Raw genomic sequence first — 10588 nt, 5'->3', positions numbered from 1 at the left:
GGAAGATCTTCTGCCAGGTCTGCAGGATCGGGTCCTCCGTGTCCCACGCGTACAGCGTCACGCTGCCGTCGTAGGCGTCGACCGTCGCCTTCACCGAGTTGCGGATGTAGTTGATCTGGTCGAGCGGGAAGGCCGGAGCCGGCGTGTACGTGTCGGCGATGGCCTGGCTGAGCGCCACCGTCGTCGAGTACGGGTAGTTCGCCGTGGTCGTGTAGCCGTCGACCACCCAGACCACGCGCCCGTCGACGATCGCCGGGTACGGGTCGGAGTCGAGCGTCAGGTACGGTGCCGCCTTCTGCACGCGGTCGAGCGGGTGACGGTCGTAGAGGATCTGCGACTCGTCGGTCACCGCCTCCGACAGGAAGATCTGCTCCGACTGGAACTTCATCGCGTAGAGCAGGCGCTTGAACACATTGTCGAGCGCCGGGCCGCCGTCACCGGTGAAGGTGTAGGTGGCGTTGCCCTCCTGCTCGCCGCTGCCCTCCGAGGGGAAGTCGAGCTCGAGGTCGTCGCCACCGCCCACGATGGAGTAGGCGGGCGAGAACTCGCCGAAGTAGATGCGCGGCTGGTACTCGCCGAGCTCGCCGGTGAGCGAGCCGTCGGCCGGGATGCCGCCCTCGAGGAACAGCGGGCGGCCGTCGTCGGTGCGCTGGTTGCCGTAGGCCGCCACCACGCCGTAGCCGTGCGTGAAGACGATCGTGTTGTTGTACCAGTTTTGCGAGGTCTGGCCGTCGGGGTTCAACTCACGCAGCGAGATCACGGTGTCTTGCGTGCGGCCGTCGACCTCATAGCGATCGACGTCGAGAAACTCGGGGAACTGGTAGTACTGGCGGAACTGCTCGAGCTGAGCAAACGCGTCGGTGACGAGCGCCGGGTCGATGATGCGGATGTTCGCGGTCGTTTCCGCATCCTCTCGAAGCGCCCCCTGCTCAGCGTCAGTAACCGCGTCGTAGGAGATCTCTTCGATGCCTGACACGTTGTAGGCGTCTCGAGTGGCTTGGATGTTGCGTTCGATGAATGGCGCCTCAAACTCACGCGCGTTGGGCTCGACCTGGAAGCGCTGCACGATCCACGGGTAGACGCTGCCGATGAGCAGGCCGCTGATGAGCAGCAGGGCCGTGCCGACGATCGGCAGGCGCCAGCGACCGATGACGGCCGTGATGACGAAGAGGGCGGCGACGAGCAGGGCGATGCCCGCGAGAATGCCGCGGCTCGGAATGGTCGAGTTGACCTCGGTGTAGCCGGCACCGATGGCGAGGAAGCCATCGCTCGGCTGAATGACCGTGGCGTACTGGTCGAACCAGATGCTCACACCCTGAAGCGCGATGTAGAGCGCAGCCGTCACGGCGAGCTGGATGCGCGCGGTGCGCGAAATGCGAATCTCACGACCCGTGACGCTGATGGCGCCGTAGAGGTAGCTCGTGGCGACCGCAGCAAGGCCCGCGAGCAAGACGACCGCCGACGCGAACGCGATGACGCCCCGCCAGAACGGAAGCTCGTAGACGAAGAACGAAATGTCGAGACCGAACTGCGGGTCAAGCTGACCAAACTCGGTGCGGTTGTACCACTGCAGCACCATCTGCCACTGACCAGCCACCGTGACACCCGCGAACAGACCAAGAACGGCGGGGATGCCGAACATGGCAACGCGCCGCAGCGGCTCGACGACCTCTTGGTACCGGTCAAGCTGCGAGTTGAGCTTCGCGTACATGGGGCGGGCGCGGTAAGCGATCTGCAGGCTCGCCCACACGGGCACGAACATGCCCACGAATCCGACGAGGAACATGCCACCCGTGGCGAACCACTGCGTGGTGAGCACATTGAGGTAGCCCAGCTGGTCGAACCAGAGAATGTCGGTGTAGACGTTCGCGAAGACGAAGAACAGCACGACCAGCACACCGATGATGGCGGCGCTGATCGCGAGAGTCGCGCGGGAACGGTTTGCGGGCGGCGTTGCGGTGGACGTCACGAAATGGCTCCCAAGAGTCGGCGGGCGTTCGCGCTCAGACTACTGGGGAGAGCCTAAGAACTTGCCCGGTTTTTGGGCTGTTCGCCGTCAGCGTTCGCAGCGTGTGAGCTCGGTCAGATCGCCGTTGTCGGCAATCGTCTGCAGCACCTCGATGGCGTCATCGAGCGAGGCCACGGCGAACACCTCGAGATCGCCGGGAACGTTGCCGACGACCTCATTGCAGTTATCGATCGGCGCCAAGAACCATTCGGCCCCCGCGTCGACCGCGCCGTACATCTTCTGCACGATTCCCCCGATGGGGCCCACGGTGCCGTCGGCAGCGATTGTTCCCGTGCCGGCGACGTCTTCGCCTCCCGCGAGCGAATCGGGAGTGAGCTTGTCGATGATGCCGAGGGCAAACATCATGCCCGCGCTCGGCCCACCGACGTTCTGCAACTCGATGTTCACCTCGAACGGAAAAACGTACTCACCGGCGATGAGCACGCCGATGACGGGCACGGGGTCATCGCCCTCGCTGAGCTGAGGGGTGACCTCGACGGTGCGATCCGAACCCGCGCGCACGATGTCGATTGACACGGGGTCGGTGATGCCGTTGGTGGCGATCTCGGCGCGTAGCGCCGTGACATCCCGAACCGGCACATCATTCACGGCGACGATGATGTCGTCGGGCCGGATGGTTCCGTCAGAGGGACCGTCGGCGACCGCCTCGACCACGCGCAGTTGGCTCTCATAGGGCTCACCGATCGCCCGCAGAGCGGCGGCAATGGCCTCTTGCTGCGAGTTCTCCATGTCGATGCGGCTCTGCTCGCGCCGGTCTTCGGTGCTGACCCCTTCGGGAAACACTGCGTCGACGGGCACGACGGCTTGGCTCGGGTCAAGCCAGGCACCGATGACCTCGAACCAGGTCGGCGGCTGGTCGCGATTGCCGAACACGTTGACGGTCAGCAGACTCAGCGAGCCCTCGGTGTCGTACGTCGGCTCGGTCGGAATCTCGATGAGCGGCACCTCGTCGCCGTCAACCGTGACAGTGCCGAGGGTGTCGAAGACGGGGCCCGGACGCTCGATGACATAGGGCGAGGGCAACACGGCGAGGCCGAACACGCCGAACAGCGTGAGCGAAAGCAAGAGCCAGCCCACACGGCGAGCGCGCAAGCGGGCATCATCAACCGTCGGGTCAAACCCGTCGGCGAATTCGTTGCCGCGACTCTCATCGGTGAACAGACTCACCGGGCTCCTCTCGAGGGTGCTCTGCTCGGCCATCGGTGGCGGTGAGCAGGTGTTCGCCCACGGCGCAGAGCCACGGGGGTCAGCCTAAGCGAAAACCCATCGGGCTCCGAGGCCATCGCACTAGCGTAGGCACCATGGCTGAAGATCCCCTTGGCGGGGCTGACGACGAGTTTCGCGAGATGTTGCGCCGTTTTCTCGCGGGCGAGGGCGACCTCGACCCCGCGAAGCTCGCGGGCGCAGCGGGCCTGCCCACCGACCCGCTCATGGTCGCGCGACTCATGGGGCAACTGCAGAAGGCCATGAACGCGAGCGGCGACGGCGTCGACTGGCAGCTCGCGAAAGACGAGTCGGGGCGCATCGCGGCGCAAGGCTCGATTCGCTCAAGCTCGACCGAACTCGAACAATTGCGGCAGGCGCTCAACGTCGCCGCTCTGTGGCTCGATGAAGCAACCTCGATCACCCAGCTCACGTCAGAGCCCACGCTCGTGACGCGCGCTGACTGGGCGCGCCTCACGCTGCCGGTCTGGACTCAACTAGCCGAGCCCGTCGCCACCTCGATCTCTGACTCGCTCACCTCGGTGCTCGACCAGCAGGTGCCCGACGAACTCAAGAGCATGGTCGCCAACGCGGGCCAGATGATGCGGTCGCTCGTCGGCACGCTCTTCTCGCTGCAGCTCGGCCACGTCGTGGGGCAGCTTGCGGGTGAGGTGGTCTCGGGTGGCGACATCGGCATTCCGTTGCTGCCGGGGCGCGACGACACCGACGTGCAAGCGGCACTGATTCCCCAAAACCTCGCCGCGTTTGGCGAGGGTCTCGACATTCCTGCCGACCAAGTGCAGCTTTATCTCGCGGTGCGCGAACTCGCGCACGCGCGCCTCTTTCGGCACGCGCGGTGGTTGCGCCAACACCTCATCAGCGCCATCACCGATTACGCGCGCGGCATCAGCATCGACACCGAGCGCATCGAATCGCTCGCGGCCGACTTCGACCCGGCCAACCCCGAAAGCCTGCGCGAAGCTCTCACGAGCGGTGCGCTGATTCCCCCGAAGACCGAGGCTCAAGTCGCCGCGCTTGGCCGACTCGAAACGACGCTGGCCCTCATCGAAGGGTGGGTCGATGTCGTCACCGCACAAGCGACGAGTCGCTTGCCGAAGGCCGACGCCGTAGCCGAGACGGTGCGGCGTCGACGGGCATCGGGTGGCCCGGCCGAGAGTGCGTTCGCGACGCTCGTGGGTCTCGAACTGCGGCCGCGCCGGTTGCGTGAAGCGGCCGCGTTCTGGCAGCGCATCACCGACGCCGTGGGGGCGGACGGTCGCGACGGCCTGTGGGCGCATCCCGATCTGCTTCCGGGCGCCGACGACATCGACGACCCCTCGCGCGTCATCGCCACCCTGCAGGGCGGCACGACGGCCGAACCCGATGCCCTCGACCAAGCCCTCAGTGACCTGCTCGCCGACGACAGTGGCGATCGACCGATCGAAGGTGCCCCCGGAGAAGCGCCCGAAGAGCCCTCGGTCTAACCGTTCGCTCTCGGGGCTGTGGATGCGCGGCGCGCGCTCCCCGGCGCGCCCCCATCATGTGCGCCATGACGCTCAGATTTGACCCCCGCCGACCCATCGTGTGGCGCACGCCGCACAGCCTGCAGATTGGGGTTGACCCGGTTCTCGCGCGCCTCGATGGCGTCAGTGACGGCGACGCCCAGCTCGTCGATGCTCTGGCTGTGGGCATTCCGCGATCAGGGCTCGACGCGCTCGCCGAGCTCGCGGCAATCGCGCCCGACCGGGTCGACGCCGTGCTCGCCGTCCTCGCCGGTGCCCTGCACACCACCGCCGCGCCGACGGATGCCCCGCGCATCGACGTCGTCGGCACCGGACCAGGCGCCCAGCGCATCGCCGCCGTGCTGCTCGAGGCAGGCTACGCCGCCACCCTGCGCGCACCGGGCGCGGGGCCCGCGCGCCGGCGAGCGCCGCACGCCGCCGTGCTCGTGAGCGCGCACGTCATCGACCCGGCCGAGCACCAACGGTGGCTCCGCGCCGACGTGCCGCACCTTCCCGTGGTCTTCAGCGAAGTGTCGGTGCGCGTGGGGCCGCTCGTTGACCCCGGCCGATCGGCGTGCCTCGCGTGTGTAGAGCACCATCGCACCGACGCTGACTCCACCTGGCCCGCGGTCGCGGCACAGTTGTGGGGCGCGGCGGCTGCGGCCGAGGCGCCAGCACTTGCGACCGAGGCCGCCGTTGAGGTGCTGCGGCTGGTGCGGGGGCGCACGGTTGAGCGCAGCATCCGCATCGATGCCGACTCGGGCGAGCGCACGTCGACGCGCTGCGCGGTCAGCGAGCGCTGCGGCTGTCACGGCCTCGCGGGCCTCAGCGCTCTTTCGGCGCCCGAATCTCGTCGAGAAAACGGCTCGGAGCGCGATCGGCCCGCGCCGCCGTCGCACGAACAGCCCACGACAGCTCGAGAACCTTTCGCGCTCGCGTAATGCCCACATAGAACAGTCGACGCTCTTCATCGATGGCCTCGAGCCCTTGGGCAAACGTGATCGGCACGAGCCCTTCACTGAGGCCCACGATGTAGACGCAGTCCCACTCGAGGCCCTTGGCCGCGTGCAGCGTCGAGAGGGTGACGGCCGATCGGGTGGGCGCGTGCTGCTGTTGCTGTCGCCGCTGCAACTCGCGCACAAAGTCAGGAAGATTCGTTCCGGCCGGGGCCTCTTCGGCAAGCCCGAGCAACGCGTTCATGCTCTGCCACTTCGCCCGTTCGGCACCGCCGCCCTCGGGCGGGTCTTGCCGCCAGCCGAGCCCGCGCAGCACGTCGCTCACGCTCTTGAAGAGCGGCTCGTCGGTGATCGCGATCGAAGCGCCGCGCAAGAGCATGATCGCTTGCTTGACCTCAACCTGGTCGAAGAAGCGGCTATCGGCGCGTGACTGCACGGGCACGCCGAAGCGCGCGAGCGCCGACTCGAGCGCGATTGACTGCGTGTTGACGCGGTAGAGCACGGCGATCGACTCAGGCGCGGTGCCATCGTCGATGCGGCGCGCGATCGCCTGAGCGACGGATGCCGCTTCGGCAGCATCATCGACGTGCTTCGACACCGAGGGGGTTGCGCCGCGATCGCTGCCCTCGCTCGCGGCGTGCAGCGTGAGCGCGCCCGGCCGCCCGCGCATGAGCTGATTGGCGAGCGTCACGATTGCCGTGGTCGAACGGTAGTTGTCTTCGAGTCGAACGACACGGGCCTCGGGGTACTCGCTGCCGAAGCGCACGAGGTAGTCGCTCGTTGCCCCCGCGAACGAGTAGATCGTCTGCGAGGCGTCACCGACGACGCACAGTTCGCGTCGGCCGCCAAGCCACAGCGACAGCAGGTCGTGTTGCAGGGGCGAGACGTCTTGAAATTCGTCAACCACGAAGAAGCGATACTGCGCCCGCACCTGGTCGGCCACGCGCGGCTCGTTCTCGATCATGCCCGCCGTCGCGAGCAGCACGTCTTCGAAGTCGATCTGCTTGCGCTCGTCTTTGATGCGCTCGTAGGTCTGCTGCAGCGCGACCATGGCGTCAACACTCAAGCGCGAGGGCAGCGTGCGGGTCTGCGCCGCGCGCGCATACTCGTCGATCGAGAGCCGGCTAACTTTGCGCCACTCGATCTCGGCAGCAGCATCCCGCAGCCCCGCGGTGTCGAGGCTCAACTTGAGCACTCCCGCGGCCTGACCCAGCAGGGGCCCCTTGCCCTCGAGCACGCGCGGCGGTGTGCCGCCCGCGACGATGGGCCAGAAGTAGTGCAACTGGCGAAGAGCCGCCGAGTGGAAGGTGCGCGCCGCGACCCCCTCGGCGCCGAGTGCCCGCAGGCGACCGAGCAACTCGCCCGCGGCGCGCGTGGTGAACGTGAGCGCCATGACCCGCTGCGGGTCATACGCGCCCGTCGCGACACCGTAGGCGATGCGGTGCGTAATCGCCCGGGTCTTGCCCGTGCCCGCACCCGCGAGCACGCACACGGGGCCCAGCAGGGCCTCGGCGACCTGACGCTGGTTGTCATCGAGAGCGGCCAGCAGGCGGTCAGGGCTGACGATCGGGCCCGTCGTGGGGGGAGGTTCGGCGCTCACGGCGCGCTGCGCATCAGCAGACGCGCTCACTGCGCGCGCTTGGTCAGACGACGCGCTCATGGCGCGCGATCGGTCAGAGGCCGCGCTCATGGCGCGTCCAGCGGCGAGCCGAACCAGTCTTCAATGATGGCGCGGGCGATGGACGTGCGGCCGGGCAGCAGGATGTCGCCGAGGCTCGCGGCCAGCTCGTCGCGGCTGAACCAGCGCAGGTCGAGAATCTCGGTGCCGTCGGGGCGCAGGGCGTTGGCGTGCGCAGGGTCGAGCCGGGCGCGAAAGCCCAGCATGAGAGACGCCGGAAACGGCCAGGGCTGTGAGCCGACATAGTGCGGGTCAATCACGCGCAAGCCCGCTTCTTCATAGACCTCCCGCACGACGGCGGCTTCGAGCGACTCCCCCGGCTCGACGAATCCGGCGAGCAGCGAGAAACGGTTCGACTCCCAAAGCGCGTTGCTGCCGAGCACGAGACGGTCATCAGCGTCGGTGATGCCGACGATGATCGCGGCGTCGGTGCGCGGAAAAAGCTCGGCGCCCGTCTCGGCGTCAACGCGCACCCACCCCGCCTTGACCGAGACCGTCGGGTTGCCCGTGCGCGGTGAAAACTGGTGCGTCGCGTGCCAATTGGCCATTCCGAGGGCCTCGATCGCCAGGCCCGCATCGCGATCGCCCAAGCGGTGCCCGAGCGTGCGGGGCGACGCCCACCGCGTGACGTTGGGCTCGAGCGCTGGTCCGCTCTCGTCGTCGAACACAACCGCGGTGATGGCCGCGCCCGCCGGAACATCGCCCTCGGCCTCGAGCGTGCGACCCAGATAGACGCGCAGGGCGTCGGCGGGGGCCGCCGCCCACGGCAGCAGGGCGAGGGCGGGGGCGTCGGCCGCATCCGTCGACGAAACGGCCAGAAGCACCTCGCCGCGCCAGAGCGCCACAATGCGCGAATCGGGGTCGGCCGCGAGCTCATCAAACAGCGCCGGGCGCTCACGTGCGGCGTGATCGCGGTCGATGCGATACCGCGAAAGCGGCAGGTTCTGCGTGAGCGAACGGAGCATCAACGACCCTCTCGGCGGCAATCAGAACAGTGGCGGCGAACACAACGGCGGCAGTGAAGACGGCGCCCCGTCGCGTGGCGCGCGGCCCGGCCACGGGTCTGCGACCTACCCTGTCGGTATGTCGCGCCGATCGCCTCTCACTCTAGCCGCGCTCGCCACCTCGGCCGTCGCGGGTCTTGACGTGACGCACGCGGCCGCGCTGGGAGGCACGGGGGGCGAAGTCGACTCGGCCCTGTTGAGCACGCGCGACGGCCGCACGCTCGTCATTCGGGTGCCGCGCACGGCCGCCGCCGAAAGCGAGCAGTCGGCCGACCTCGTCGCCGTGCGAGCCCTCAGCGACGGCGTGCGCGCCCGGTTGCCCTTTGGGGTGCCCCGGATGCTCGGCCAAGCTCCCGTCGCCGGCACGCGCGCAATCGTCTCGGAGTTTGTCGACGGCGTGCCCCTCTCACTCGGGGCCATCACGCCCGGCATCGCGGCGTCGATCGGCCGCGCGGTTGCGGCGGTGCACGGCCTACCGACGAGCGTCGTGGCCGACGTGGGGCTGCCCCAACTGCGCGCGATCGACGTCATGCGCGAAGCCGTGACCACGCTCGACCGCGCCGCGGCCACCGGACTCGTTCCCGCCGCGTTGCTACGGCGCTGGGAACTCGCGGCCGAAGACTCGACCCTGTGGCAGTTCACGCCGACCGTCATCAATGGCTCACTGAGCGCTTCGTCGTTTCTTGTTGTCGGCGACTCCGTCACGGGTGTGCTCGGGTGGGCGCGACTGCAAGTGGGTGACCCGGCGCGTGACCTGTTCTGGATGCTCGGCTCGGCCGACCCGAACGTTCCCGAGACGGCCTTCGACGCCTACCACCAAGCGCGCGGAATCCACGACCGCCAGGTGGGCCGCCGCGCGGTCTTCGCGGCCGAACTCGAACTCGCGCGCTGGCTGCTGCACGGCACCGAGCGTCGCTCGACGGAGATCGTCGACGACGCCGTGGGCATGCTGCACGCCCTGCTTGATCGCGTGAGTGGCGACCTCACGAATCCGCTCGCGAGCGAGCCGACCGCGACCGTGGGCCTCGACGAGGTCGACGAGTTGCTCGAGCGCGGCACCCCGCGCTCGCCCGGTTCGGCGTACTAGGCCGTTGCCGCCTCGACGAGCGCGGCAAACAGCCGCAGATCATCGGGCGTCTCTTCGGGGTGCCACTGCACCGCGACACCGAACGACATGCCGTCGATGTCGACCGCCTGAATGATCCCGTCGTCTCCGCGGGCGCTCACGGTCAACCCCTCGGCGAGGTGGTTGATGGCTTGGTGGTGGTAGCTCTTGACCGTGAGGCTGTCGCCGAGCATCCCGCCAATGCGCGTGCCCGGCACCGTGATGACCGGGTTGTCGGCGAAGGTCGCGTTGCCATAGCTATAGCGATTCGAGCCGATGACGTCGGGCAAGTGCTGCACGAGCGTGCCGCCGAGAGCCACGTTGAGCACTTGCAGGCCGCGGCAAATGCCGAGCAGCGGCAGGTCACGGGCGATCGCCCCGCGCACGAGGGCGAGTTCCCAGGCGTCGCGGTCGGGGCGCGGGGTGTCGTTTTCGGGATGCGCGCGCTCGCCATACAGCGCCGCATCAACGTCTTTGCCGCCCGTGAGAATGAGCCCGTCGATGCCATCGAGCACGCGATCGATCGCGTCGGGGTGCGGCGGCTGCGGAGGCAGCCCGACGACGGCTCCCCCGGCGGCGATCACGCAATCGGTGTAGACGCGGGGCAGCACGGCGGCCGGGCGGTCCCACAGGCCCATGACCGTCTGCTCCATGTAGGTGCTGAGGCCGATGAGGGCGGTCACGCGTGGTCGCCCTCCGGCGGGCCCGCGTGGCGGCGCGCGATGATGCCGCGCGCACGACGCAGGGCACGAACGAGTTCGGGCTGACGGATGCCCAACTCTTGACTCACGTCACTGTAGGTGCGGCGCTGCACGAGTACCCCCGTTGCGGCGGCCTGAAGGTCGTGCGGCAGCCGGGCGATCGCGGCCTCGAGGTCGGCGGGATTCAGCGCAGAAACGACCTGCTCGAGCCGAGCATCCTCGGGGTCAACCACATCGAGGTCGTAGTCGTCGTCGCGCATGGTGTGTGTTCTTTCTGTGAAACGTGGGGTCGTGGGGGGGGGCGCCCAGGGCCCCCCCCAAACCAAGGGGGTAAAAACAGGCGGAAAAATTTACCAAGAGGTAGGTATAGTCATTGATGTGCCCCGCCCCCACGTAGCCCACCCCCCTCG

9 protein-coding genes are annotated in these 10588 nt (G+C 68.2%); 3 read left to right on the top strand and 6 right to left on the bottom strand.

Annotation, left to right across the window (positions count from 1 at the left end; genetic code table 11):
• Positions 1-1969: UPF0182 family protein (locus SFU54_RS08550; RefSeq protein ID WP_319015858.1), on the bottom strand; the 1969-nt coding region annotated here is incomplete at its 3' end.
• 87 nt (positions 1970-2056) lie between these two features.
• Positions 2057-3196: a PDZ domain-containing protein gene (locus SFU54_RS08545; RefSeq protein ID WP_319015857.1), complete on the bottom strand. Its 1140-nt coding sequence runs from the start codon at positions 3194-3196 to the stop codon at positions 2057-2059.
• A 134-nt stretch (positions 3197-3330) separates the two neighbouring features.
• Here SFU54_RS08545 and SFU54_RS08540 point away from each other — a divergent pair, with 134 nt between their 5' ends.
• Positions 3331-4716, top strand: coding sequence for a zinc-dependent metalloprotease (locus SFU54_RS08540; protein WP_319015856.1), 1386 nt, complete (start codon positions 3331-3333; stop codon positions 4714-4716).
• 65 nt (positions 4717-4781) lie between these two features.
• Positions 4782-5675 carry a hypothetical protein gene (locus SFU54_RS08535; protein ID WP_319015855.1) on the top strand — a complete coding sequence of 298 codons (894 nt, stop codon included), beginning with the start codon at positions 4782-4784 and terminating at the stop codon, positions 5673-5675.
• Here the strand turns inward: SFU54_RS08535 and SFU54_RS08530 are convergent.
• Entirely contained in the window at positions 5560-7290 is a 1731-nt protein-coding gene (locus SFU54_RS08530; RefSeq protein ID WP_319015859.1) for an ATP-dependent helicase, read from the bottom strand. The genes SFU54_RS08535 and SFU54_RS08530 overlap by 116 nt on opposite strands.
• Before the next feature lie 86 nt (positions 7291-7376).
• Positions 7377-8333, bottom strand: coding sequence for an NAD(+) diphosphatase (nudC, locus tag SFU54_RS08525; protein ID WP_319015854.1), 957 nt, complete (start codon positions 8331-8333; stop codon positions 7377-7379).
• Between the two features lie 118 nt (positions 8334-8451).
• Here nudC and SFU54_RS08520 point away from each other — a divergent pair, with 118 nt between their 5' ends.
• Positions 8452-9459 carry a phosphotransferase gene (locus SFU54_RS08520; RefSeq protein ID WP_319015853.1) on the top strand — a complete coding sequence of 336 codons (1008 nt, stop codon included), beginning with the start codon at positions 8452-8454 and terminating at the stop codon, positions 9457-9459.
• Here SFU54_RS08520 and SFU54_RS08515 read toward each other — a convergent pair.
• Together SFU54_RS08515 and SFU54_RS08510 are read right to left on the bottom strand one after the other, a co-directional pair.
• Positions 9456-10160, bottom strand: a complete 705-nt coding sequence (locus SFU54_RS08515) for a gamma-glutamyl-gamma-aminobutyrate hydrolase family protein (protein ID WP_319015852.1) — start codon at positions 10158-10160, stop codon at positions 9456-9458. The genes SFU54_RS08520 and SFU54_RS08515 overlap by 4 nt on opposite strands.
• Positions 10157-10438: a hypothetical protein gene (locus SFU54_RS08510; RefSeq protein ID WP_319015851.1), complete on the bottom strand. Its 282-nt coding sequence runs from the start codon at positions 10436-10438 to the stop codon at positions 10157-10159. Before SFU54_RS08510 ends, SFU54_RS08515 begins: the two co-directional genes overlap by 4 nt.
• Positions 10439-10588 lie beyond the last annotated feature (150 nt).

Source organism: Microcella sp. (genome assembly GCF_033763155.1).
Taxonomy (GTDB): domain Bacteria; phylum Actinomycetota; class Actinomycetes; order Actinomycetales; family Microbacteriaceae; genus Microcella.
Note: the sequence above shows the minus strand (reverse complement) of the source record. Positions and strands in the feature narration are given on the sequence as shown.